Annotated in this window: 23 protein-coding genes, 1 tRNA gene and 1 pseudogene; 1 reads left to right on the forward strand and 24 read right to left on the reverse strand. The window is 54.6% G+C overall.

Annotated elements, in window-relative coordinates; translation table 11 throughout:
* Positions 1–102: 102 nt before the first annotated feature.
* From ispG to trmJ, 9 genes and pseudogenes are all read right to left on the reverse strand, one after another.
* A complete protein-coding gene (ispG, locus tag MIH18_RS03200) occupies positions 103–1221 on the reverse strand; it encodes a flavodoxin-dependent (E)-4-hydroxy-3-methylbut-2-enyl-diphosphate synthase (protein WP_249008619.1) in 1119 nt (372 codons plus the stop codon).
* Between the two features lie 52 nt (positions 1222–1273).
* Positions 1274–2233 carry a RodZ domain-containing protein gene (locus MIH18_RS03205; RefSeq protein ID WP_249013912.1) on the reverse strand — a complete coding sequence of 320 codons (960 nt, stop codon included), beginning with the start codon at positions 2231–2233 and terminating at the stop codon, positions 1274–1276.
* Positions 2223–3026: a type IV pilus biogenesis/stability protein PilW gene (gene pilW / locus MIH18_RS03210; RefSeq protein WP_249008617.1), complete on the reverse strand. Its 804-nt coding sequence runs from the start codon at positions 3024–3026 to the stop codon at positions 2223–2225. The genes MIH18_RS03205 and pilW overlap by 11 nt, the downstream gene beginning before the upstream one ends.
* Positions 3027–3087: 61 nt before the next feature.
* Positions 3088–4200, reverse strand: a complete 1113-nt coding sequence (gene rlmN, locus MIH18_RS03215; protein ID WP_249008616.1) for a 23S rRNA (adenine(2503)-C(2))-methyltransferase RlmN — start codon at positions 4198–4200, stop codon at positions 3088–3090.
* Positions 4201–4260: 60 nt separating this feature from the next.
* Positions 4261–4689 (reverse strand): nucleoside-diphosphate kinase, encoded by a 429-nt coding sequence (gene ndk, locus MIH18_RS03220; RefSeq protein ID WP_249008615.1) that lies wholly within the window; start codon positions 4687–4689, stop codon positions 4261–4263.
* A 69-nt stretch (positions 4690–4758) separates the two neighbouring features.
* The gene (locus tag MIH18_RS03225) at positions 4759–5934 is read right to left on the reverse strand and encodes an aminotransferase class V-fold PLP-dependent enzyme (RefSeq protein ID WP_249008614.1); all 1176 of its coding nucleotides are present in this window, start codon (positions 5932–5934) and stop codon (positions 4759–4761) included.
* A gap of 17 nt (positions 5935–5951) precedes the next feature.
* Positions 5952–6449, reverse strand: a complete 498-nt coding sequence (gene iscR, locus MIH18_RS03230) for a Fe-S cluster assembly transcriptional regulator IscR (RefSeq protein ID WP_249008613.1) — start codon at positions 6447–6449, stop codon at positions 5952–5954.
* Positions 6450–6715: 266 nt separating this feature from the next.
* Positions 6716–7468: pseudogene (gene cysE, locus MIH18_RS03235) on the reverse strand (serine O-acetyltransferase); the annotation flags it as partial.
* Complete coding sequence (trmJ, locus tag MIH18_RS03240) at positions 7461–8333, reverse strand: tRNA (cytosine(32)/uridine(32)-2'-O)-methyltransferase TrmJ (RefSeq protein ID WP_249008611.1); 873 nt, start codon at positions 8331–8333, stop codon at positions 7461–7463. The gene trmJ and the pseudogene cysE, both read right to left, overlap by 8 nt.
* A 178-nt stretch (positions 8334–8511) precedes the next feature.
* Between trmJ and MIH18_RS03245 the strand changes: the two genes are divergently transcribed.
* On the forward strand, positions 8512–9312 hold the full coding sequence (locus MIH18_RS03245; RefSeq protein WP_249008610.1) for an inositol monophosphatase family protein: 801 nt from the start codon (positions 8512–8514) through the stop codon (positions 9310–9312).
* A 143-nt stretch (positions 9313–9455) separates the two neighbouring features.
* Here MIH18_RS03245 and secF read toward each other — a convergent pair whose 3' ends face one another.
* The 15 genes from secF to MIH18_RS03320 all read right to left on the reverse strand — a co-directional run bounded on the left by secF (position 9456) and on the right by MIH18_RS03320 (position 25119).
* A complete protein-coding gene (secF, locus tag MIH18_RS03250; RefSeq protein WP_249008609.1) occupies positions 9456–10409 on the reverse strand; it encodes a protein translocase subunit SecF in 954 nt (317 codons plus the stop codon).
* Positions 10402–12288 carry a protein translocase subunit SecD gene (gene secD / locus MIH18_RS03255; protein ID WP_249013913.1) on the reverse strand — a complete coding sequence of 629 codons (1887 nt, stop codon included), beginning with the start codon at positions 12286–12288 and terminating at the stop codon, positions 10402–10404. Before secD ends, secF begins: the two co-directional genes overlap by 8 nt.
* Before the next feature lie 96 nt (positions 12289–12384).
* Positions 12385–12747, reverse strand: a complete 363-nt coding sequence (gene yajC / locus MIH18_RS03260) for a preprotein translocase subunit YajC (protein WP_249013914.1) — start codon at positions 12745–12747, stop codon at positions 12385–12387.
* Between the two features lie 43 nt (positions 12748–12790).
* Complete coding sequence (gene tgt, locus MIH18_RS03265) at positions 12791–13912, reverse strand: tRNA guanosine(34) transglycosylase Tgt (protein ID WP_249008974.1); 1122 nt, start codon at positions 13910–13912, stop codon at positions 12791–12793.
* Positions 13913–13926: 14 nt separating this feature from the next.
* Entirely contained in the window at positions 13927–15036 is a 1110-nt protein-coding gene (gene queA, locus MIH18_RS03270) for a tRNA preQ1(34) S-adenosylmethionine ribosyltransferase-isomerase QueA (protein ID WP_249008606.1), read from the reverse strand.
* A 46-nt stretch (positions 15037–15082) separates the two neighbouring features.
* Positions 15083–15169 (reverse strand) — tRNA-Leu (locus tag MIH18_RS03275).
* A gap of 81 nt (positions 15170–15250) precedes the next feature.
* Complete coding sequence (gene flgL, locus MIH18_RS03280; RefSeq protein ID WP_249013915.1) at positions 15251–16456, reverse strand: flagellar hook-associated protein FlgL; 1206 nt, start codon at positions 16454–16456, stop codon at positions 15251–15253.
* A gap of 30 nt (positions 16457–16486) precedes the next feature.
* Positions 16487–18451 (reverse strand): flagellar hook-associated protein FlgK, encoded by a 1965-nt coding sequence (gene flgK, locus MIH18_RS03285; protein ID WP_249013916.1) that lies wholly within the window; start codon positions 18449–18451, stop codon positions 16487–16489.
* A gap of 5 nt (positions 18452–18456) precedes the next feature.
* The gene (gene flgJ / locus MIH18_RS03290; RefSeq protein ID WP_249013917.1) at positions 18457–19461 is read right to left on the reverse strand and encodes a flagellar assembly peptidoglycan hydrolase FlgJ; all 1005 of its coding nucleotides are present in this window, start codon (positions 19459–19461) and stop codon (positions 18457–18459) included.
* A gap of 18 nt (positions 19462–19479) precedes the next feature.
* Positions 19480–20544 carry a flagellar basal body P-ring protein FlgI gene (locus tag MIH18_RS03295; RefSeq protein WP_249014590.1) on the reverse strand — a complete coding sequence of 355 codons (1065 nt, stop codon included), beginning with the start codon at positions 20542–20544 and terminating at the stop codon, positions 19480–19482.
* A 59-nt stretch (positions 20545–20603) separates the two neighbouring features.
* On the reverse strand, positions 20604–21305 hold the full coding sequence (flgH, locus tag MIH18_RS03300) for a flagellar basal body L-ring protein FlgH (protein WP_014870953.1): 702 nt from the start codon (positions 21303–21305) through the stop codon (positions 20604–20606).
* Between the two features lie 30 nt (positions 21306–21335).
* Positions 21336–22124 (reverse strand): flagellar basal-body rod protein FlgG, encoded by a 789-nt coding sequence (gene flgG, locus MIH18_RS03305; RefSeq protein WP_249013918.1) that lies wholly within the window; start codon positions 22122–22124, stop codon positions 21336–21338.
* Positions 22125–22235: 111 nt separating this feature from the next.
* Positions 22236–22988, reverse strand: a complete 753-nt coding sequence (locus MIH18_RS03310; RefSeq protein WP_249013919.1) for a flagellar basal body rod protein FlgF — start codon at positions 22986–22988, stop codon at positions 22236–22238.
* 157 nt (positions 22989–23145) lie between these two features.
* The gene (flgE, locus tag MIH18_RS03315) at positions 23146–24420 is read right to left on the reverse strand and encodes a flagellar hook protein FlgE (RefSeq protein WP_249013920.1); all 1275 of its coding nucleotides are present in this window, start codon (positions 24418–24420) and stop codon (positions 23146–23148) included.
* Positions 24421–24444: 24 nt separating this feature from the next.
* Complete coding sequence (locus MIH18_RS03320) at positions 24445–25119, reverse strand: flagellar hook assembly protein FlgD (RefSeq protein WP_249008598.1); 675 nt, start codon at positions 25117–25119, stop codon at positions 24445–24447.
* Positions 25120–25121 lie beyond the last annotated feature (2 nt).

The following is a 25121-nucleotide window of genomic DNA, read 5'->3' on the forward strand; positions in this document are numbered from 1 at the left end:
TGGTTTGAGCAGTGGCACTGCGCCAATGCACTGCCTGCCTGTTGTCATCGGTCGGTGTTATCGATAGGTGTTATCGATAGGTGTAACCGTATTCGTCGCCTGTCAGTCAGCGGAACGGACAATAATGGCGTTTTCGGCTTCCTGACGGCGCGCAATTTCTTCGCGAATCAGGCGCTCAAGATCGTCAGTCAAGTTTGCGTTGTCCAATTTCTGCTGAGGCTTACCACCCATATAAAACAGGTTTTTTGGGCTGCCACCGGTCAAACCAATGTCGGCCTCTTTCGCTTCGCCCGGGCCGTTCACGATACAACCAATAATGGCCACATCCAGAGCCTGCTGCACGTCTTCCAAACGCACTTCCAGATCGTTCATGGTCTGGATAACATCGAAATTCTGCCGCGAACAACTGGGGCAGGCAATAAAGTTAATGCCGCGGGAGCGCAAACGTAAACTTTTGAGTATGTCGTAGCCAACCTTGACTTCCTGCACCGGGTCTGCAGCTAGCGATACGCGGATGGTGTCGCCAATGCCATCCATCAGCAATAAACCAAGCCCGATGGACGACTTCACGGTGCCGGAACGGAAACCGCCGGCTTCGGTGATGCCCAGGTGCAAAGGCTGGTCAATCTGCGTGGCGATCTTGCGATAGGCTTCTACCGTCATAAACACTTCGGACGCTTTAAGGCTGACCTTAAAATTCTGGAAGTCGTGGCGGTCAAGAATATCGACGTTGCGCATGGCAGATTCTACCAGCGCGTCTGCAGTAGGCTCGCCGTATTTACGCTGCAGGTCCTTACTTAACGAGCCTGCGTTAACGCCGATCCGAATTGGAATATTGCGGTCGCGGCAGGCACTGATGACCGCACTGACGCGGTCTTCCCGACCAATGTTACCCGGGTTGATGCGCAGGCAGTCAACGCCCAGTTCGGCCACCCGTAACGCGATCTTGTAATCAAAATGAATATCGGCAACCAGCGGAACACCCGCGCGGGCGCGAATACGGCCAAACGCTTCTGCGGCTTCCATTGACGGCACAGACACGCGGACAATATCGGCACCGGCGTCTTGAAGAGCCTGTATCTGCCCCAGCGTTGCTTCCACGTCGCAGGTTTCGGTGTTGGTCATACTCTGGACGGCAATCGGCGCGTCGCCACCCACTGGCACATTGCCCACCATAATCTGGCGGGATTTACGTCTTTTAATCGGAGATTCGTGTTTCATTTGCGAGAACCAATCTGTGAAAACCAAAAGTATCGGCGTTTACGTTGAGCTATTAATTCAAAGCTAAAACAAACTCGGCACGATTACCAACGACACCTTTACTGCCAAGATCGACCGGGGCGCCTTCAAAGCGCATGCTCCCTATCGCATTAGCGGCACCAATCACCAGGCGAATGTCGGTTTCAGTACGCAAATCAATGCGGTCGCTCTGGCGCTTCAGACCGCTGGCCAGGCTTCTGCCGTTAGCATCTCGAATCTGGACCCAGCAGTCATCAATAAAGTCAATTTCCAACCGACCCCGGTTGTCTGCAACTTGGGGTGACGGCTCCGTGTCTATCGTCGAACGCTCATTGTCGACGATAACGGCCGAATTTCCTACTGGCTGCGCCGGTGAAGACCCCAAGCCGTCAGCTGGAGCCTCACCGTCAGAAAAAGTTCCTGTGCCTGACGCTATAAGCGGTTTTAACTCACCCTCTGCGTTCGCGGGCGAAGCCGTCACATCGCCATCACTCGTTTCGTTTGGCAACAAGTTATCTGGCGTAGATTGTGTTGTTGAGTCATCGCCGGCGCCCGTCAAATTAGCCAGCTGCGAAGGATTGTAAATAAACGAAAACACCAAAAGGCCCAATACCGCCAGTGCGACCAGCCACAATGCGGCTTTTGCTACACGGCGTTTTTTGCGCCGCCGGCGTTCTATATCAACCAGCGGATTCGCAGCTTTCGCCTGCGCCTGTTCCTGGCGCATGGGCTCCAGCTCGAGGTTAAGGTCGGCAATCAGGGCGTTACCATCCAAGCCTACTTGGCGTGCGTAAGCGCGTATGTAGCCTTTCAGGAAGAGCTCTGTATCAATCAGCTCGTATTTGCCATTTTCGATGGCCTGGATAATGGCCGGGCGAAGATGTTGGGCTTCCGCCACTTCGACGACACTGAGCCCTTTCGCTTCGCGGGCCTTTTTTAACTGTGGGCCCACCGGCCGGTTGCCAGGGATAGCTCGATTCTCTTCATTGGCCATTAGACATCAGTACCTTGTATTGCCGGAGTTCTGCTGATTCGGGGAAATTATTCCGCAACATTAATGCCAAACTGGCCTCTTGGTCACGTTTGTCGAGCAGGTGGGCAATGCGAACTCCCACCAATAGGCTTTCAGACGAGTGCTGTAAGCGGTCACTGCGCTGCATTGTAGTTAGCAGCCGACTGTAATAGAAATCGGCTGCTCTCACATCACCGGTCTCTAACAGTACTCGCGACAACGCCAGCAATGTTTTGGGATCACTGCGCGCCAACTCGGTGGCACGGCGATAGCTGCTAACCGCAGCTGGAAAATCACCCAGCTGCTCCTGGGTCATTCCCAGGTTGAAAAAAACGGAACCTCGATCCCGATAACCGGTATCGCCAGAGGCCTTGGCAAACTGATCGCGTGCCTGCTCCATTCGGCCTTGGCCATACAAAAATGCGCCATAATAAACGTAGGCGCGGGTATTTTTTGAATCGGTGGAGATTGCGCGTCTGAAATTGCTTTCAGCCAGCTCGGGCTCACCCTCGTTGGCGAAAATAATGCCCTTTGCGGCTAACGCCGGCGAGTTATTCGAATCAATTTCCAGAGCCCGGTCCAAGTGATGACGGGCTCGCTCAAAATTTCCTTGGCCAATGTACGCGGATGCCAACTGAACGTAATCTGCCAACGCTTTTTGGCGATCGGCTTCGCGGGCAAAGCGGCTGTCGGTGGTCGTCACGCAGCCCGATAACATCGCTGCCACCAGCATCAGCGACATCATAAAACGGGCACTGACAAACTGATTTACCATAGCCGTGAACTCATCCTGAAGCTGCTATTGGAGAAGACCTGCCGCATCCACAGCCGGGTATTTACGCTGAAACCTGCTGCACAGCAATATAGCGAGCGCTGCGGCGGGTTCGGTCTTCCACCTTGCCCACCAGCTGGCCACAAGCAGCGTCTATGTCATCGCCACGGGGCATGCGTACAGTCGCAATATACCCTTCCTCGTTCAACACCGTCTGGAATCGTCGGGTGGCATTCATGCTCGGGCGTTCATAGCCACTTTCCGGGAACGGATTGAATGGTATCAGGTTGATCTTACACGGCAAACCACGCAGAACCTCGGCCAGTTCTCGCGCTTGATCGACATGATCATTTATACCAGCCATCAAAGTGTATTCAATCGTTGCTTTGCGTTTGTCTGGCAGACGGCTTAAATAACGGCGGGTAGCTGCCAGCAACTCAGCTATTGGGTACTTTTTATTAATAGGTACTAATTGATTACGCAATTCATCATTTGCGGCGTGCAAAGAAATAGCCAATGAAACATCGGTAACCTCACCCAATTTGTCGATCGCTGGAACCACGCCCGACGTGCTCAGGGTTACCCGGCGCTTGGAAATGCCGTAGGCCAAGTCTTCCATCATCAGGTTCATCGCGTCTACGACGTTATCGAAGTTCAACAAGGGCTCGCCCATGCCCATCATCACCACGTTGGTAATCGGACGATCTGGGCCCGGAGCATAGGGCATGAACGTTTTGCGCGCAGCCCACACCTGCCCAATAATCTCGGCAGAAGTCAGGTTACGGTTAAAGCCTCTCTTACCCGTTGAACAAAAACTGCAATCCAGACTGCAACCAATCTGTGATGACACACACAAAGTGCCACGCTCACCGTCAGGTATCAGCACGGTTTCTACGTTGTTGCCGTTGTCCATCCGCATCACCCATTTACGGGTGCCGTCTTTGGCCACTTCGTCGTAGACTACTTCCGGGCCACGTACTTCAGCGATCAACTTGAGCTTGTCCCGCAGGGGCTTGCTCATATTGGTCATTTCATCGAAGTCACCCACACCACGCTGGTGAATCCATTGCAGCACCTGAGTAGCGCGAAAACGTTTTTCCCCCAGGGACTCAAAATAGGCCTCAAGCTTGGCTTTGGGCATTCCCAGAAGATTCGTTTTTTCAGCGGGTGCTGTCATTGTATAACCTCGATCAAATAACCAATCCGGGGGCAGCAACGCCGCCCCCGGTGTACAAAATCAGCCGCGCGGGCAGATTTCGTTATCATTGAAAAAATAAGCAATTTCGCGCTCGGCAGAAGCAGCCGAGTCGGAGCCGTGAACCGCGTTGGCATCAATAGACGATGCAAAGTCGGCGCGGATAGTGCCCGCTTCTGCGTCCTTCGGGTTGGTAGCACCCATCAGATCACGGTTTTTCAAAATGGCACCTTCGCCTTCCAAAGCCTGAACAACCACCGGGCCAGACGTCATAAACGCAACCAGGTCGTTAAAGAACGGACGCTCTTTGTGCTCGGCGTAAAAGCCTTCAGCCTGTTCCTGGCTCAGGTGCATCATCTTTGCTGCAACAACGTGCAGCTCTGCATCTTCAAAACGACTGATGATTTTGCCGATTACATTTTTTGCAACGGCATCAGGCTTGATGATCGACAGCGTGCGTTCATTTGCCATGGGGATTCTCCATTAAGAGGTTGGGTAAAAAAACGAGCATTTAATTATACGCAGTCGCGGGGCCGGTGCCTACCGCGCAGACCGCAGCCGGCTAACAACATCAATAATGTGTGCCGCCGCAAAGTCTACTTCCTCGCCGCTGGTATACCGACCAAATGAAAACCGCAGCGAACGGTGAGCCTGCTTATCGTCTAGCCCGATGCCCCGCAAGACATAAGACGGTTCCAGTGTCGCCGATGTACAGGCGGAACCGGAAGACACTGCCAATTCACGCAGGCCCAGCATCAGGGTTTCTGCATCAACGCCCGCGAATGACAAATTAATAATGCCGGGCACTCGCAAGCTGGGGTCATCGCCGTTGAGATAGTTATTGAGACTCCCGTTAAGGGAAACTCCTTCAAGCTCAGCCAGCGCCCCCAGAAAACGCCCACGCAGTTGTTCCAGCCTGGCACTATCGGCAGAGAGGCTGTCTGCTGCCAACTCAAACGCTTTACCCATGCCCACAATTTGGTGCGTCGGCAGGGTGCCGGACCGCATACCGCGCTCATGACCGCCGCCGTGAATCTGCGCTTGAATACGCACATCCGGAGAGCGTCGCACGTAGAGCGCACCTATCCCTTTGGGGCCATAGACCTTATGCGCCGACAGTGACAGCAGGTCGGCGTTCAAGGCCTTTACATCCACCGGTATTTTTCCAGGGGCCTGGGCCGCATCAACATGAAAAAGCACATTGCGGCCACGCAGTTGGGCACCAATGGCCGCAATGTCACTAATGCTGCCCAATTCGTTGTTTACCAGCATCAGGGTCACCAGCACGGTCTCGGGCGTTAGCGCCTCAACCACTTGTTCGACATGAATACGCCCACAGGCATCAGGCTTCAGCCAGGTAACCTTCACGCCCTGCTCCTGCAGCCAGCCACAGGTATCCAGAACGGCTTTGTGTTCAATCATAGAGGTAATGATGTGAGGAGCATCGTGCCCGGCCACCGCGCCTTTAATCGCCAAATTGTCAGACTCGGTCGCACCAGATGTCCATACGATCTCGCGGGGATCGGCATTGATCAATGTGGCCACCTGGCGGCGTGCAGTTTCTACTGCCGCTTCAGCCTGCCAACCATAACCATGGGTACGCGAAGCCGGGTTACCAAAGGCACCATCCAATGTCAGGTGGCGCATCATTTCTTCGGCAACAGCGACATCTGCGGGCGTAGTGGCCGCATAATCGAGGTAAACGGGTTTTTTCATGGCGTTAGAAACCAGACTTAAACCGGAGCCTGTTCGCTTAGCAGCCGGGTGTTGATCGTTTCAAAACCTGCATCGCTCTGGCGCAGATTCTGGCGGTCCGCCACTTGACGGATTTCACGTTTTTTCATCAGGTCGCTCAGGCTAATGTTATCCAGAAACTGATAAATCTGCTCGCTGAGATCAGACCACAGGTGATGAGTCAGGCACTTCTCACCGCTCTGACAATCGCCTTTATTACCACAGCGTGTGGTATCAAGTGATTCGCTCACAGCGTCTACCACCTCTGATATAAAAATGGCATCAGCGCCGCGGTTCAGGCGATAGCCACCACCAGGGCCGCGAATGCTGGCCACCAAATGCCTGCGTCGCAGCCGTGAGAATAGCTGTTCCAGGTACGACAGGGAGATTTCCTGGCGGGCTGATATATCAGCAAGCGTAACCGGCCCATGATCACCGTGCAGTGCAAGGTCCAGCATAGCGGTTACCGCATACCGGCCTTTTGTTGTCAACTTCATAAACTCCGCCCCGCGATGGAAATTGACCTCTATTCGCAGTCACGAGTATGAATTGACCTACTAATTCAGTCAAGTATTCAGCGGCTATCCTTGGTGGACTCGCTTGCATTCTTCCTGGCGCCTGCTTCCACACTCTCTTCAGCGCTCTCTTTAACGTTCTCCTTTGCATTGTCTAGACTACCCACTTTGGCGCTCGGCTCGACCGCCGCCGCTGCAACTACTTTTGCGTCTTCGCGGTTCTTTTTGCGCAAAGCCTCGCTGTCTGTATCGCGTAGGCAATCAAAATCGTCCTCTGACAACACCGGCAAGTCTCCGTTCGGATAGTCGGCGCTTACCTTGCGCAAGGCTTTACACATTATTTCCATGCGGTCGTCTACCGCGTGCATGTGATCGAGCAGCGAACGCATTGCCCGCGCCAGGGGGTCTGGCATTTCTTCGGTAACGCCATAGGCGTCAAAGCCCATGCGCTCTTCCATTTCCCGTCGCCGCGAGCTCCGCTCGTCTTTGTCTTTTTCAATCACGCGGCCCGGTATGCCAACAACGGTTGCGCCTGCTGGAACCGCTTTTGTGATCACCGAGTTGGAACCCACTTTGGCACCCGCGCCTACTTCAAAGGGCCCCAATATTTTGGCTCCGGCGCCTACAACTACCCCGTCACCAATAGTGGGGTGGCGCTTGCCCTTGCTCCAACTGGTGCCGCCCAAGGTAACGCCCTGATACAAAGTGACATCGTCACCGATGACCGTAGTTTCACCAATGACCACGCCCATACCGTGGTCAATAAAAAAGCGTCGACCAATGGTGGCACCGGGATGAATCTCAATACCGGTAAACCAGCGCGTAAGCGTAGAGAGGGTGCGAGCTAGCCACTTCAGGCCCACCCCCCATAACCAGTGTGCCACCCGATGCAGTAAAAGTGCGTGCAGGCCAGGATAGTTGGTCAGAACCTCAAAGGTATTACGCGCAGCGGGGTCGCGGCGGAACACACTACTGATATCTTCTCTTAAATGTCTAAACATGACTTTTGCCCTGGTCCTGCTCCGGCGCTTGTGGCCCGGTACCGGAGGTTGATTGCTCGGTTTCCGAGGCGCCTGCCGTTTTTTGAACGGCCGACAAAACGCCTCTTAGAATATTAACTTCCATCTGGTCCATTTTCGCCCGCTGAAACAACCTGCGCAGACGCGCCATCAGTTGGCGCGGTTTGTCCCGGCGATGAAAATCAATTTCTTCCAGCACCTGCTGCAAATGGCCAAAAAAGCCTTCGACATCGCCAACGCTGGCAGGAGCGACGTCCCACCCGGCGTCACCAGGCTGCGCAATTGTTTCTAAATAGGGCCGCTGGGCATTTGCGTCAAGGCCCTTCAGATAACTCATGCGCAATTCATAACACATTACCTGAACCGCCATCGCCAGATTCAATGAGCTGTAATCCGGATTGGACGGAATATGAATATGATAGTGGCAACGTTGCAGTTCGTCATTGCTCAACCCATGATTCTCTCGACCAAACACCAGCGCCACTGTGCCTTGGCCGCAATGACTGGCTGCGGCAGTTGCGGCCTGATCCGGCGGCATCACGGGCCAGGGCACCTTGCGCCCGCGAGCGCTGGTGCCCATCACCAACACGCAATCTGCCAGCGCTTCATCAAGGCTGCCCACCACGGTTGCAGTGTCCAGAACATCCGATGCTCCGGCGGCTCGAGCGTACGAGGTTTCATCCGGGAACGATCGCGGGTTCACCATCCACAGATTTCCCAACCCCATATTTTTCATGGCTCGCGCTACCGCACCAATATTGCCGGAGTGGGAGGTTTCCACCAGAACAATACGAATTCGGTCGTTGTAGGTGTCGGGTGAGCCCAGCGGGCGGGACGGTTTGTGCATGGTAACGGCCTGTCAGCAAAATTAGGTGGCAATAATAACAGATAAATCATGAAAGCCGGCGGGCAACCCGTGAGTCAAATGGCCATTATCCGTGCTTGTGCGGAGTCTAAAAACAGACAAAGCGCACACCGACTGCTACAATACTGCGCCTCCATACACTCGGATAATGATTACTCAGATGCAACCAGCGATTAAAATGGCCCTGCGCGTTGCGCGCCAGGGGTCGGACTACCTGAAAGCACATTTCGAGCGCCAGGAACCCAGCGACAAAGACAACAGCGAGCGTGAGCGTCAGCTGGATCGCGTCGAACAGGCCATTTACGATAATTTCGTAGAACAGCTCGAAAAAGCCTACAAAGACCACCACATTGCCCCCCTGAACCAAGCAGATGCCGGCACCTATGACAAAAGCTGGCACATCTTTCCGGTTCTGGGTCGCGATAATTTTCTGCGGGGTATTCCGGAATTTGTTTTGGCTTTGGCCCAGAAAAAGAACAACCGGATTGAGAGTCTGTTGATTGTTAACCCAATCACCAGCGAAGAATACTCGGCCAGCCGTGGCCACGGCGCCGCACTGAATAGCCGCCGGGTGCGGGTATCAGAGGTGCGCCAACTAACCAGCGCAGCGCTGGCTACCAACGTTCTGGACCAGGCCCGTAAAGACGAAAATCCACAACTGTGGGGCGAAATAGCCACTGTTCTGGCGACCAACTCACGCATTTTCCGTACATCCGGATGCGTGGTGCTGGATATCGCACGGGTATCAGCCGGCCATCTGGACGCAGTGATTGCTTTTCGTCCGGAAGGCGCCGAACTGGACCTAGGCGTGGCTCTGGCGATGGAATCGGGCGCCTTGACCGGGGACTTCTCTGGCAACCCATCGGCTAGTAACGCAAAACAGTTGATTGTGGCTAACCCGAAACTGTTTCGTGAATTGCTGAAGGAACTGCATCCGTTCCGCGGCCGCTTGCCCCGCTAAAGGGCACTTACCCTGCTAGCAAGGCATGCACAAAAAAACCGCCAATCCCGAGGGACTGGCGGTTTTTTAATGGTTGCGAAACCGCTGCCGATAAACCAACAAGGTTTATCGGCAGGGTCGCTAAACAGCCCTTATCAAAAGATCTACATACGGTTCAGCCATTCTGGGGGCTTCTCGTCTTCATCTTGGCCGACCACACCTTCCTTCACCGGCAGGATCAGATCTTCACGAGACACGCCGAGCGCAATCAGCAGGTTCGCCGATACGTAGATAGATGAGTAGGTACCCACCACCACGCCGATAATCAGCGCCAGAGCAAATCCGTTAATCGCCTCACCACCAAATACGTAAAGCGCAACCAGCACCACCAGCGTGGTACCAGAGGTATTGATGGTACGGCTGATGGTCTGGTGAATGGAGGTATTGATTACCTCCCATGAGTCCCCTACCCGCATGGTGCGGAAGTTTTCCCGGATACGGTCCGCCACCACAATCGTGTCGTTCAGCGAATAGCCGATGATGGCCAACAGGGCGGCCAGAACCGTAAGGTCAAAGGTCCACTGAAACAGCGAGAAAATACCCAGCACAATAATGACGTCGTGAGCCAAGGGCAACACGGCAGCAATACCGAATTTGAACTGAAAGCGCATGCCAACGTAAATCAGCACCACCAACAAGGCAATCAGCATACCCAAACCGCTGTCCTCTTTCAGTTCTTCGCCCACTTGGGAGCCGATAAACTCCGAACTGATTAGCTTCAGCTCAGCTCCGCCCGCGGTTAAGGTGCTGGTAATCTCTTGGGCCAGCATATCGTTACCCGACTCTGACAGCCGCACCAGAACCGTTTTGTCAGAACCGAAATTCTGCACCACAAACTGCTCATAGCCGGCGTCACTCAACGCTGTACGTATCTTGGGCAGAGCTGGCGCCTGCTGGTATTCAAATTCAACCGACGTGCCGCCGGTGAAATCCATACCGAAATTCAGCCCGCGCACCCCCAGCAAGCCAATGGAAAGCACTACCAGAGCAATCGAGAGTATTGAAGCAATCTTCCGAAAGCCCATAAAATCAAACGGTTTTTTTTGAGCGTCAAGCATTAGCCTGCTTCCCTCCGATCGAAAGTTTTTCGACCTTGCGGCCACCATAAACCACATTGACGATACTGCGACTGACCAACAAGCCAGAGAACATCGATGTCATAATGCCCAGGCTTAAGGTAATCGCAAAACCTTTCACCGGGCCGGAACCCATGGCGAACAAAATAAGCGCCACCAGCAACGTTGTGATGTTGGCGTCAAAAATGGACACAAAAGCCCGTGAGTAACCGGCATTTATGGCCAGTTGCGGCGCAGCGCCGGCTTTCAGCTCTTCCCGTATGCGCTCGAATATCAACACATTGGCGTCTACGGCCATACCCACCGTCAGCACGATACCGGCAATGCCTGGCAACGTCAGCGTGGCCGACAAAATCGACATACAGGCAATCAGCAACATCAGGTTCAGTGTTAAGGATGCGTTAGCAATAAGCCCGAAACCGCGGTAGTAAAGCGCCATGTAAATCAGCACCAGCACAAAGCCCAGCAATACCGACATCATACCGGCGTCGATATTTTTCTGACCCAGGCTGGGGCCAATGGTTCGTTCCTGCACAAAATACATGGGCGCGGCCAGTGCACCGGCGCGCAGCAGCAGTGATAGCTCCGACGCTTCCGGAATCGAGTTCAGACCGGTAATACGGAAGCTCGCACCCAATGCAGACTGCACCGTTGCCAGGCTGATGATGCCTTTGTCCACTACCCGCTTTTCTTCGGTGACCACTTCGCCGTCAACCATACGGTCTTCGGTTTCGGTGCGAAACTCAATAAAAAGCACCGCCATACGCCGGCCAACGGCGTTGCGAGTGGCACGGTTCATCAAATCGCCGCCCACAGAATCCATTGTAATGCTGACTTGTGGCTGGCCGTTCTCATCAAACTGCTGCTGGGCATTGGCCACGTTATTGCCTGTGGCAATGAGCTCACGCTCTAAGCGAGCGGTACGCTGGGGCGTATCGCGAAAACCAAAGGTTTCGACACCGCCGGCAGGCGTGTCTGGCCGAGCTTCCATTCGAAATTCCAGATTCGCGGTGGCGCCCAATACGCGTTTGGCTTGCGCGGTATCCTGAACACCCGGCAATTCAACAATGATGCGACTGGAGCCCTGGCGCTGCACCAGCGGCTCGGCCACACCCAATTCGTTCACCCGGTTACGGATGGTGGTCAGGTTCTGCTCAAGGGCGTATTCCTGAATGGAGCGCACTTCGGCTTCCGACAGGGTTAGCGCAATCAAGCGCTCATCGCCACGGGTGCGCTCGTCCATCAAAAACTGCAGGTACTGGCGGCGAATCAGGGTGAAGGCCTCGGCGCGGGATTCGTCATCACGAAAACTGAGAATAATTTCCTGACCGTCTTCCAGGTCCCCCTCTAGCTCTCCACCGCGATAGCGAATGCGTTCTTCACGCAGTTCACGCTTAATCTGCCCGGCTAAAGCTTCCAGACGCTGGTTTACCGCGGTTTCCATATCCACTTCCAGCAGGAAGTGAACGCCGCCGCGCAAATCCAGGCCCAACTTCATTGGGCCGGCGCCCAGACTCCGCAGCCAGCCGGGAGTAGAAGCAGCCATATTCAGCGCAACCAGATAGTCGTTACCCAGTACCGCTTGCACTGCAGGGCGGGCCTGAAGCTGGTCTTCGCCGCTGGTGACCCGAATAAGCGCGTCACGATCCTGCAAACTGCTGCTTTTTACCTCGATACCCTGGGCTTCCAGAGCCTGCACCGCACGCTCCAGAACGCGTGCGTCGACTTCGGTACTGCTGCGGGCACCGGTAACCTGAACCGCAAAATCATCCGGGAACAAATTGGGGAGTGCGTATATAAAGCCGATTGCCAGGGCAACCAGGATAATGAGGTTTTTCCAGAGCGGATACTTGTTAAGCATGAGGTTCCTATAAGCCGGGCTGGCGCCGACCGTGGTGTTTCAGCCAGATAGAACCAGCCGGACTGAAAAGCCCGGCTGAACGTCCGTTGGCGCGGCTCAGATATCTTTCAACGAGCCTTTTGGCAAAGCACCGGAAACCGCTACTTTTTGAATACGAACTGAAACGTTGTCGGCCACTTCCAGAACAATAAAGTCATCAGACACTTTGGTGATCTTGCCAACCATGCCGCCAGAGGTAACCACTTCGTCGCCTTTGTTCAGGCCAGACATCAATGACTTGTGCTCTTTGGCGCGCTTGGACTGCGGACGCCAGATAAGGAAGTAAAAAATCAAAATAAAGCCGGCAAAAAAGATAACCTGCCCTATAACGCCCATGCTACCGCCGGTCGCGTCTTGCGCCATTGCCAACGTGGGAACCAGTGCCAGCATAGCGGCAACGAGTAATTTGATCGATTTCATACATTTTCTCCGTTAATTGAATAATAAAGTGTGAATAACAGGTTCAGGCGCCGCTAAGCTCGGGCGCAGTTGCGCCGCGCAAGGCGTAGAATTCGGTTACAAAGTTGCACAATGTACCTGCTTCAATGGCCCCACGCAATCCACTCATCAGGTTCTGATAATAACGTAAATTGTGAATGGTGTTCAGCTGCGAAGCGAGCATTTCTCCACACTTATCCAGATGATGCAGATAACTTCTGGAAAAGTTCTGGCAGGTGTAGCAGTCACAACTGTCATCCAGCGGCGCAGTGTCGTGGCGGTTTTTGGCGTTGCGAATCTTAACAGTGCCGGTAGCGGTAAACAGATACCCGTTACGGGCGTTGCGGGTAGGCATTACGCAATCAAACATATCCACACCGCGACGCACTGCTTCTACTATATCCTCAGGGCGGCCTACGCCCATCAGGTAACGGGGTTTGTCCGCCGGCATTTTTGGCGGCAAGTCGTCTAGAATGCGAATCATGTCCTCTTTGGGCTCGCCCACCGACAGCCCGCCAATGGCGTAACCGTCAAAACCGATGTCGGTCAGGCCGTCCAGCGACTGCTGGCGCAGGCCTTCGTACATTCCGCCCTGCACAATGCCGAATAGCGCCGCAGGATTACCCTCGTGAGCATTCTTGCTGCGGGCCGCCCAGCGCAACGACAACTCCATGGAGTCTTTAGCTTCTTTCTCGGTAGCCGGGTAAGGCGTGCATTCGTCAAAAATCATCACGATGTCAGAACCCAGGTCGCGCTGCACCTGCATCGCAATTTCCGGGTTCAGCTCCACCGGCGAGCCATCCACCGGCGAACGGAAAATCACGCCCTGCTCGGTAATTTTGCTCGTTTCGCCCAAGCTAAACACCTGAAAGCCGCCAGAGTCAGTCAGAATCGGCCCCTGCCACTGGGTAAAATCATGCAGGTCGCCATGGGCTTTGATCACTTCGGTGCCAGGGCGCAGCATCAGGTGAAAGGTATTACCCAAAATGATGTGGGCGCCAATGTCCTTGATGTCACGGGGCAGCATGCCTTTCACTGTACCGTAAGTGCCAACGGGCATAAACGCCGGCGTTTCCACCACACCGCGGGGAAAGCTCAGGCGACCACGGCGCGCACGGCCGTCTTCACCCAGTTTTTCAAAGCTCATGAAACAGACGTCAGTCACCGGGTTTCTCCGTGAAATTCTTGTGTTTCGGGGCCGCCCTGCGGCTCCGTTGCAGAGTGCTGCAGCATGCCACGACTGGGCACTTGTCCGGTAATGAACATGGCGTCGCCATAGCTGAAAAAACGATAACCTTCGCGCACGGCTTCTTTATAGGCGCCCATCACGTATTCGTAACCGGCAAAGGCACTGACCAGCATGATCAGCGTAGATTCGGGTAAATGGAAATTGGTAATCAGTGCATCTACGGTCTGAAAGCTGTAGCCGGGGTAAATAAATATGTCAGTGTCGCCCGTAAACGGGCGCAGGACGCCGTGGCGACTGGCTGATTCCAGCGAGCGCACCGAGGTGGTTCCCACGGCAATCACGCGGCCGCCACGGGCGCGGGTACGGGCCACCGCATCTACCGTGTCCTGGCGCACATGCACCAGTTCATGATGCATTACGTGATCTTCCAGTTTGTCTACCCGCACCGGCTGAAAGGTGCCGGCGCCAACATGCAGGGTCACAAACGTGGAGTCTACGCCCATCGCTGCGAGTTTTTGCAACAGCGCTTCATCAAAATGAAGGCCAGCGGTTGGCGCGGCAACCGCACCTGCCTCGCGGGCATAAACGGTTTGGTAACGCTCCCGGTCAGACGCCTCATCCGCGCGATCAATATAAGGTGGCAGGGGCATATGACCCAGACGATCCAGAATATCCAGCAGTGATTCGCTGCCGTCAACCTGCAATTCGAACAATGCGTCGGCGCGGGCGATAACGTTCAACGCAGTTCCGTCTTCCAACAATACTTGTTGCCCGGGCTTGGGGGATTTTGACGCGCGCACGTGGGCCAGCATCTGCTTATCGCCGGTAATGCGCTCCACCAAGATTTCTACCGCGCCGCCGGTTTCTTTTTTTCCGAACAGGCGCGCAGGAATTACCTTGGTGTTGTTGAACACCAGCAAATCACCAGACTGCAGAAGATCGGGTAGGTCTGTGAAACGGCGATGATTGATATCGCCAGAAAGACCATCAAGGCAAAATAGACGGGAACCAGAGCGTTCACTCAACGGATAGCGGGCAATCAGCTCATCCGGTAAGTCAAAACGAAAGTCGGAGACATTCATGAAAAATGACTATGCACGAAACCGCAGGGTGCGGCTTATAAATATATGGTAGCGGCGGGCGGACTCGAACCGCCACACTATTACTAGCAACGGATTTTGAATCCGTCGTGTCTACCAATTCCACCACGCCGCCATCAGAAGAGGGGCAATTATACTGACGCTGAGCCTTAAATCAACAATAAAATCAGAGCAATTGCCCTGAATTGGCAATAATTTACAACCGATCGAACAATGACAGCTGGGAAACCCGCGCAAACGACTGTTGTGCCGCCTGCAACACAAAGCTTTGAAAGCTCAAGGTGCTGATAGCTTCCGCGTAATCAATGTCTTGCAGCTGAGATCGAATCTCTTTGCTGTAGAGTGCGGAATCCTCCAGAAACGCCTGGGTGGATTCCACCGAATTCATCCGCCCACCTAGTTCGGTCTGCTTTAAAATAAAACTTTCCTGAGCGTTATCCAGGTTGGCTAAGGAGCCAGCAATCAGATCGTTGTAGGCATCTGAACCCGCGTCACCGCTTTTGCTCAGGTTATCCAGACCACTGATCAGATTTTCTATGGTTTTGAAGACTGACTGCTTTTCGCCGGTTTCAATGGTAAATTCATCACCGTCGGCCGGCTCCGTCAGAGTAAGCTGTACACCGTTTATCGTGACCGGCTCACCAGGAGTGAAGGTCACCGTCTCTTGTACAGCATTGTCTATACCGCGGACGGTAAGCGTATCTGCCGGAACTCCTGACGCTAGCAACTTGAACGAAGGAAGACCGCCTGTCTGTAATTCTGAACGATTGATCACACTAATGCTGTTAATGCGACCCTCGGAACCAGTCGCCGCTGTAGTCCGCGCTCCACTAACCGCCGCAGGAATACGCTCAAAAATACCCTTTCCGTTATCGCTGATGGCCACGGTAACGCCGTCATCAATTTCCAGCATCCGTTGCCCTTCGTCGCCCTGATAAGCCCAACCGTCACCTTCGTTAGCGAAGGCCGGCGTGCCTCCTTGAAAACCACTAAAAATGTACTCGCCAGAGGCGTCCTGAGTATTGGCCATTTGCGCCAACTGCTCTAAGCGCTCCTTCATTTCCGAACTGATAGACAGACGATCGTTGGCCGACAGCGAGCCGTTACCTGCCTGTACCGTCAACTCACGCACGCGCTGCAGAATATCCAGGGAGCTTGAGACGGCACTTTCTTCCTGGCCCAGCCGGTTGTTAGCCAGTTGCGCGTTGCGCTCGTAGGTTTCGATGCGCTTCACTTCCTGGTTCAGCTTCAGAATACGCGCCGCGGCGACCGGGTCGTCTGACGGTCGGTTAACCCGCTTGCCGGTGGCAATCTGCTCATCGGTTTTGTTCAGCTGCGCGCTCAGATCCTGCAGCCGGTTGATGCCGCCGGAAAAAATTTGCTGTGAAGATATTCTAATCATCTCGCATTACCTTTTTGAACCTTGCCCGTTTTAGCGGAAGGTTTGCAGCAATGTGTTGAACAGATCCTGTGCAACAGTAATTACCTTGGCCGACGCGTTGTAGGCAGCCTGGTACTGAATCAATTTGCCGGCTTCCTGATCCAGATTCACCCCCGAAACAGACTCGCGCTGATTGAACGACTGCTCCAGCAGGGTCTTCCCCGCCTCCAAATCCAGCTGGCTCTGGCGCGTTTGCACGCCGACGTTTTCCACCAGCCCGGCGTAGCCCTCGGCGAAGCTCTGGCTGCCGTTGTTCAGTGTGTTTTTTGTGCCAAACGATGCCAGAAACTCGACGTTGCGGTTGTCGGATACACCGTTTGTGTTGAATTCGATTGTAAAGACGTCACCTGTTTTGGGCTGCCCGGTCACGTCAAATTGGAAGCCTTCGTAGAGGGCATTTAATGGGTCTTCGCTAAACAGTCCCTGGCCCTCTATATATGGTTCTTCCGTGATCACGCGGTTGTTAGCTGCATCAAAAACGGTATATGCCAGCCCACCACTAACGTCGTTGAAAAATTCAACTCTCATCGGCAAATCGGTGGCCGGGTCAATCACCGCCAGCATGGTGCCCTGGCTAATGGTGCCCGTGCCCTTGTTATTGTCTCCGCTTGCCCCGCGTATCGGGCTGGCAAAGGCCAAGTCTTCTTCACGCCTAACTACCATGGCAATATCAGCCGCGCCGCTGCGTGTAGGCTGAATCTGAAAGCGGTCACCCGCATTGAATGTGCCGGCGTCGAAACTGATACTGAATCCGGGCATATCTATTTCGTCGCCGGCAGCAGGCAAAGCTTGATCTCTTTCGATCGCGCCGGTCCGGTCATTAATCAGCTGATAGTTAGTTGCACCAATTTTCAGGCTATAAGTGTCAGCCGCCAGTTTTGAACTGTCGCTGATCCTCACCGAAAACTGGGCGTCGCCAAGGTTATCGGCATTGGGAATCACCCGGCTAGCCTGCAACGCCGCACTGTTGAAGTCTTTAAAAAACAGCCCCCCCAAATCGCCTTTCAGGTCCATACCAATCTGATGCTGGCTGTTCATGGTGTCAGCCAGTGCGATGGCAATACGGCCAAGCTCGTCAAACGCCGGCGCTAATGCCTGTTGCTGAAAGTGGCGCAGTCCACCCAAGGTTCCACCGTTAATTTCATTGTCGATGTTCACAACTCGGCCACTGGTGGCAAGCGTGAACTTCAACATCGATGAGTCGGTGGAGCTTGGCGCGGTACCCAGTTTTGCCGCGATATTACCGATCACCAGACCTTGGCCGTTGTTCAGGGTGACATTCACCTGAGCGCCTTCGGTTCGGCTGACCTTAATGCTGACCAGTTCAGACAGCTGGCGCAGTTTTTCATCGCGCTGGTCCAGCAGATCGTTTGGCATACGGCCCTGGGCGATGCCGGGCGACTGGGATATCGCCGAGTTCAGATCGGCAATGCTGGCAATCAGCGCGTTGGCGTCTCTAGCGCCCTGTTGCATCTGGGTTTTTACCGATTCACGCTGCTGAATGAACTTTTCATTAAGCGCGGAAAAGCGGTTTACCACCTGCTGGCCTTCGCTCAACACCAGCTGGCGCTGAGGCAATGACGTGGGGTCTTCGGCGGCGTTCTGCAGACTGGCAAAAAAGTTGTTCAAGGCCTTACTGAGGCCTGTAGACTCGCCGCCCAGCAAGTTGTCCAGCCGACTCAGCTCGGTGTTTAACGCTCTTTGCTCGCCCTCCAGACTGGAATCCTCACGAATTTGCTGCGTCAGATATTCGTTTGCCAGGCGGCGAATGTTTTCCACATTAACGCCAGTACCAATACTGCCGGCGCCGGTGCGCTGGGGTGTCTGAGCGCCAAACTGCACCTCTTGGCGGCTATAACCCGGTGTGTTGGCGTTGGTGATGTTATTAGCGGTGGTGTTCAGCGCAGCCTGGTGCCCAAGTATGCCGCTTAAACCAATGCCCAGTAATCCTGCCATTGCGTTTACTCCCCGGCCTCAGCTTGGCCCATGGAAACCGTCATCAGAGAATCCCGGTTCATGATGCTGCGAATTTTCTCAGCGTAATTCGGATCGGTGGCGTAACCGGCCTGTTGCAGTTTTTCAGCAAACTGGGCTGGCCTGTCTGCCACGGCCAACACGTCCCGATAGCGCGGGTTAGATTCCAGAAAATCAACGTAGTCCCGCAAACTGGCCTCGTAGTCAGCATAGGCGCGGAATTCCGCCTGCTCTTTCATCGGTACGCCTTCGCGGAATTCGGTGGTGGTAACGGCAACCGAATCACCCTGCCAGCGCTGGTCGGCCTTTATACCAAACAGATTGTAGCTCGGGACGGGGCTGGAGCTGTCGCCCTTACCTTCAATCATGTGTTTGCCCCAACCGGTTTCAAGCGCGGCCTGGGCCACCATAAACCGTGGGTTAATGCCGCTGTCTTTGGCGATGCGTTGCGCCATGGGCAGCAGGGTTTGCACGAACTGTTCCGGAGATTCAAAGCGCGCGGGTAGTGGCGCGTCGTCCTGGGAGCTGTCAGCCATAACCGGCAAGGCTTCCGCTAGCTGTTGCACACTTTTAACTTCCGCTGGCAACCGTGGTGACAAAGGCGGCACGCTGCGATCGTAATCGGCCAACGTCGTTTTTTGGCCGGCCAACGGGCTACCGTCAGATCTCATACCGGGTACTTGCGGGCTGAGCTGGCGCACCAAAGCGTCTGCCAGACCGGTACCCTGGTTGCCAGCCATCGACAGGCTTATCTGGTTGTCAAACATATCCCGATACGCCTTGCTTTCGTTGGTGTTCAGGTAGTTGCCTTCCGCCATTACATCACCGGCTTTGCGCATAGACTTGAGCATTTCCGCCAGAAACAGGCTTTCAAATTGCCGCGCCACTTCCCTCAGCGCCGATTCCTTATCGGTACGGGCCTGGGTTTTCAACGCGTTCAGGCCTTCAAAGTCGGTGTAGACATTGGCCTGCTGAATCCGGTAATCCTGCATCGCTCTGCCCCTGCGGCTCTAAATAATAATCAGCTCGGCGCGCAGTGCACCAACCTGTTTTAACGCTTCCAGTACCGCCATTACGTCGCCCGGAGCCGCACCCACCTGGTTTACCGCCTGAACTATCTCGTTCAAGGTAACCGCAGGGCCAAACTTGAACATGCGAGCCGGTTCTTCAGTCACCGTAATCTGAGAGTCTTGCACCACTTCGGTGTTGCCAGCCGCTAACGGATTAGGCTGCACAACATTGGGGTTTTCCTGAATAATCACCGTCAGGCTGCCATGGGTAACCGCGGCCGCGCTAACCTTCACATTTTGGCCCACCACAATGGTGCCGGTGCGGCTGTTGATCACTACCTTGGCGGCGGCTTCAGCCGGATTCACTTCAATATTTTCCAGAATCGACAGAAAGCTGACTCGCTGGGAAGCATCCCGCGGGGCGCGCACAGAAACAGAGGTGGCGTCGTGGGCGTAAGCCATATCCGGGCCCAAGTTGCCGTTGATGGCTTCAACAACCCGACGGGCGGTAGTGAAGTCTGAGCGCAACAGATTAAACGTAACGGTATCGCCATTGTTGAATGGCGAAGCCACTTCGCGCTCGACAGTAGCGCCGTTGGGGATTCGCCCTGCGCTGGGAATGTTAACGGTAATACGCGAGCCGTCCAGCCCTTCAGCGCCAAAGCCACTGACAGTCAGGCTACCTTGCGCAAGCGCATACACGTTGCCATCAGCGCCTTTCAGCGTGGTCATCAGCAGGACGCCGCCGCGCAAGCTTTTGGCGTTGCCGATAGACGACACGGTAATGTCGATTTGCTGACCGGGCTTGGCAAACGGTGGAATGGTAGCGTTCACCGTCACCGCAGCGACGTTCGCCAGTTTTGGATCAACGCCTTCCGGCAGAGTGACGCCAAACTGGTTCATCATGTTGCGGAAGGTCTGATTGGTAAATGGCGCTTTGTCGCCGGTGCCGGCCAAGCCAACCACCAAGCCATAACCCACCAGCTGGTTGTCACGCACGCCTTTGATGCGGGCCAAGTCCTTAAGCCTGTCAGCCATCACCGGCGAAGCCACCATTAACGCCATTAATGCTATTGCCAAACATTTGCGCACATTCGTTTTACACAGAATCACTTTGGAAAGGTTCACAGAGGCCACCATTCGCTGTTGAAGAAACGCCCCATCCAGCCCATCTGGTTGGCTTGGTCAAAATCACCGGTGCCACCGTAAGCAATGCGGGCATCGGCAATGCGATTAGACGCCAGAGTATTGTCCGGCTTGATATCCTGAGGCCGCACCAATCCTGTCAGGCGAATGTATTCTTCGCCATTGGTCAGCGACAGCCACTTCTCGCCACGAATGCGCAACACGCCATTAGGCAATACTTCGGTGACCGTTACGGTGATGCTGCCGGCCAGGCTGTTGCTTTGATCCGCCTCTGCGGCACCCTGAAAATCTCGCTGTTGCTCGATAGCCGTTGCCAGCCCCAGCTTGTTTCTACCAAATATGTTGGGCTCGGTCAGGCTGATGTCACTGTCTTTCGAGATACTGGTTTCCGCGTTTTTACTGGCGCGGGTAGACTCGTTCAAGGTCACCGTAAGCACATCGCCCACGTTGAGCGCCACTGTGTCGCCGTAAAAATTGTAATTGCGGCTAATCTGGTAAATAGAACCGGTTTCGAGATCGCGCTGCATCATCGCCTGGGCCCGCACCGGAGCGTATTCCGGGTCATCTGGCATGGCACGGGGCCGGCTCATCGCAGCGCAACCCTGAAGCACCGCCAGCACCAGAACCAACGCAACGCTGGCGCTGCGGCGGAACTGTAAAAAAACGGCGTTAGCTGTCATAGCGAAACCTCTGACCGGAAAGCACCGGCATTAACCAATATTGTTGGTGATGAACTGCAGCATCTGGTCAACAGTCGACACGACTTTCGAGTTCATTTCATAGGCGCGCTGGGTGGTAATCATGTTCACCAGCTCTTCCACCACTTCCACGTTAGAAGACTCAATAGAGCCCTGCTCCAGCGAGCCCAGCCCGGCTAAGCCGGGTTCACCTTCGGCTGGGTCGCCACTGGCATTGGTCTGCTTGAACAGGTTATTGCCAATCGCCTGCAGACCCTGCGGGTTAATAAAGTCCACCAGGGTTATCTGGCCAAGGTTGATGGGAGCGGCCTGATCGTCGGTGACAGCGGTTACAGTGCCATCGCGACCGATGGTCACATTAGTGGCATTTGCCGGAATGTTGATGTTGGGCTGCAAGGCGTTGCCCGCGGGGTTTACAACATCACCATCGGAATTCAACTGAAACTGACCGTCGCGGGTATAGGCGGTTTGGCCGTCTGGCAATTGCACTTGCAAGAAGCCGCGACCGTTAACCGCCATATCCAGTGGCTGCTCGGTTATCTGCAAGTTGCCCTGGGTAAACTGTTTGGCGGTACCCACAACCCTCACACCGGTACCCAACTGCAACCCGGAGGGTAATTCGGTGTTCTGTGTGTTCAGGCCACCGGGTTGGCGTTTCACCTGATACAGAAGATCCTGAAACACCGCGCGGTCGCGCTTGAAACCGGTAGTGTTCACGTTCGCCAGGTTGTTAGAGATGGTGGACATGTTAGTGTCCTGCGCGCTTAACCCGGTTTTGCTAACCCATAATGCTGGATGCATTTTAATCGCTCCCTACCGTCAGGCTGTTGTGGATGGCGGCGAAATCTTGCCGCTTTCACGCCCGCTGGCGTGTTGTTTCAAGTGTTGATACACGTTTTGATGCAAGTGTTATCAGAGGTTCTGCAATAGCCGTGCCGCTGCTTCAGAATTTTCTTTCGCGGTGCTCATTACCTTCACCTGCATTTCGTATTGCCGCGACAGCTGCAAATTGGAAATCATTTCGGCCACCGCGTTTACGTTAGAGCTTTCCAGAAAGCCACTGGAAACCCGGGCGTTGGCATCAGCCGGTTCACCACCACCAAGCGCTTGATCGGGCTTGCGACGTATAAAGCCATCCGGGCCTTTTTCCAGTGCCTTTGTCGGCGGCGTTACCAGCTTGAGCCTGTCCACCTCCACCAACTGATCGGGAGGGCCACCCACCGGAACAATAGACACGGTGCCGTCGGCACCAATCTCAACGTTATCAAAAGGCGGCAAAGCCACCGGGCCACCGTTGCCCAGAACCATTTCACCGTTAGCCAATCGCAGCAGACCATTGACATCTATCTGCAGGGAGCCACTGCGGGTAAACACTTCTTCACCCAGGTTGTTTTGCACCGCCAGCCAGCTGTCGCCTTCAATCGCCACATCCAGTTTCCGCCCGGTTTCCATCAGAGCACCTGAAGACAAGTCTGTGCCGGGGTTTTCGGTCATGGCGTAGGCGCGAGTAGGATGATGCTCGCCAAACACCGGCATACTGCGGGCTTGGGCGAAGTCTCTTTTGAAACCAGTGGTGGTCACGTTCGCCAGGTTGTTGGCATGGGCGCGCTGGGCCAGCATGTTCTGCTTGGCACCGGACATTCCGATGTAAAGGGCTTTGTCCATGGGGAAGGTTCCTGCCGGATATTTGACTGTTACCAGTCTTAAAGCAGGAGTCGTGCCAGTTTTATTGGCGACGAAATAAGAAAAGTTCAGGAGTAAGCAAAACCGGGCCTTATCTGGCCCGGTTTTGCTAAAAGCACCCTGCCGGGCGCTCGATTACTTACCTCAGGTTGATGATGGTCTGGGTGACCGCATCCGAGGTTTCAATGGTTTTGGCATTCGCCTGGTAGTTACGCTGGGCAATAATCAGATTCACCAATTCCGCAGACAGGTCTACATTGGATTCCTCAACCGAGCTGGCTTGAATCGCCCCCAGGGTTCCGGTGTCTGGCCTGCCAATAATCGGCTGGCCAGATTCGAAGGTCTCCACCCAGCTGGTGTCACCCGACGGTGACAGGCCGTCGGTATTATTAAAGCTGGCCAAAGCCACCTGCCCTAACGATTTTGACTGGCCGTTGGTGTAGCGGGCAAAAATGACGCCTTGCTGCGACACATCCAGCCCCGACAGCCGGCCGGTGGTGTAGCCATTCTGGCGCTGATCATTGACACCGAAGTTGGCGCCATATTGAGTGGTGCTGCCCAAATCCAGATTAAACGCCGCGCCGGCTCCTGTTGCGGCGCCATTGGCAACTCCATTTTGATCTACAGGGGTCCAATCAGATATTGGAATTGTACCAAGGGGATTGGTGGGTGCCGTCAGATTACCGTTCTGGTCGAATTCTAAGATGGCCGTGGGGTTAGCGGCATCTGTATTGCCCACATACTCACCATCTATCTGCACATATAACGACCATTCGCTATCGGCATTCACTGGAGTCCTCTTGGCATAAAATTGGGTGGCCTCGTGAGGGTTACCCAAGCTGTCGAAAATCGTGGTTGCGGTAACGTGGTTGTAGGTACCCGGATTTAACGGATCGAACGGAGTGGCAGTCAGCACCTGCTCCCGCGCATCCAGATTGAGGTCTGTCCGCAGATCGGTGGTGCGCTGTGGCGAAAGGTTATCGCTGCCAATTTGCAGATCACCCGTTCTGCCTGACAAGTTGCCGGCGGCGTCTGCAATATAGCCTTGTAAACGCATATTCTGGTTGTTCACCACAAAGCCGTCTTTGTCAGTACCGAACTGGCCGGCCCGGGAGTATCGCTTTTCGCCGCCATTATTCAGCTCGAAGAAGCCGTCGCCGTCGATAGCAAGGTCTAGCCCGCTATCGGTAAAGCTGATGTTGCCTTGGCCAAACGACTGTTTGACGCTCTGCACACGAACCCCGTCACCTACCGGAGCGCTGCCAGAGCTTAGAAAGCCGTTGGCGTATAAGTCCCCAAACTGCACGCGGCTGCTTTTAAAGCCTACGGTGCTGGCGTTTGCGATGTTATTGCCGGTTACATCCAGGTCTACCGCCGCCGCCCTGAGGCCGCTTAATCCTGTGTTAAATGCCATAATTCACCTCTGCTGACGCCGGTATTAATTGATTTGCCGAACTTGCGACAGATCAATAGACCCCATGCCCGCAAGGTTCAGAGAAATAGAGCCGCCTTTGCCCAAAGACACGCTGTCGACGTTTGCGCTCATCATTGTGCCCAACTGCTGCGAACCACCAGGATAGGCACCGGAAGCCACTACGTAATAAGAGCCTTGCGGCAAAGCACTGCCGTTGCCGTCTTTACCGTCCCACGTGAATTTGGCAGAACCGGAGGGCTTGCCACCCAATTCCATCTGCCGCACCAACTCACCCGAACCGTTCAATATCGACACTTGCACGCCGCCGGTTGAGGCAGGCACATCGACGGTTCCGTTAACCTCGCCGCTGGCACCCAGCATCGCCAAATCCGACGACACCAATACGGTTTTACCAACCATGGCGGAAGCTTGCAGAGCCTGGGTAGAACGGAATTCGCCGACCACGTTGTCCACGTTGCCAGACAACTTCTGCATTTCTTCCAGCGAACTGAATTGTGCCAGCTGGGAAATAAACTCGCCGTTGTCTTGCGGTTCCAGCGGGTTCTGATTCTTCAGCTGGGCCAACATCAGTTCCATGAATTCATTTTTTCCAAGCTCACCTTTGCCGCTTGCCGACTGCTGTTTCAGCTGGTATTGGCTTAGTACATCCGTTGCCTGGCTTGCGTTTACTGCACTCATGA

The organism is Marinobacter sp. M3C (assembly GCF_023311895.1).
In the GTDB taxonomy this organism is placed as follows: domain Bacteria; phylum Pseudomonadota; class Gammaproteobacteria; order Pseudomonadales; family Oleiphilaceae; genus Marinobacter.